Source organism: Pseudomonas sp. GW821-FHT02C04, assembly GCF_059421845.1.
In genome coordinates, this window is sequence record NZ_JBWKVT010000020.1 from 1 (window position 1) to 605 (window position 605).

At 59.8% G+C, this 605-nt stretch carries 1 protein-coding gene; it reads right to left on the minus strand.

Going from position 1 to position 605, the window contains the following annotated elements:
• Window positions 1–605, minus strand: a 605-nt coding sequence (locus tag AC07VV_RS30450) for a calcium-binding protein (protein ID WP_495038346.1), incomplete at both ends; no start/stop codon positions are given.

Here is a 605-nt window from a genome sequence, read left to right on the forward strand (position 1 = left end):
TTCACGCCAGTCTTGGTGTTGATGGTCACAGCCGAAGGGCTGTCGCCATACCCCACGACATCGCTGCCGGCGCCACCGATAAACTGGTCGGCACCTGCGCCGCCCATCAGGTAGTCGTTACCGGCACCACCAGTAATGATGTTGTCCGAGGCATTGCCGTAACCAGTGAAGTTACCTGTCCCGACGAAGGTCAGGCGTTCGACGTTGGTTGCCAGGGTGTGGTTGAGCAGGATGGTTCGCACTTCGTCATCGCCACCGCCCGCGGCTTCGACGACGTTCACCGCGCTGCCATTGACGTAGTAAACGTCATCGCCAGCACCACCGTTCAAGGTGTTGCCCGCCGTTTGTGCGGTCAGCGTGTCATTGAAGGACGAGCCAATGACAGTTTCGAATTCCCACAGTTTGTCGCCCTGAGCATCACCACCAACGCCCGCCACACCACCGACCAGACTGACCGTCACGGCGCTGGAGGAGCCGGAATAATCAATCGTGTCGATGCCGCCCGAGCCGTAAAACTGGTCCGCCGCTTCGCCACTGATAAAGACGTCGTTGTTGCCCGAGCCCTGCAGAATCTCGATGCCGACGTAGGTGTCACCGGCCGCAAT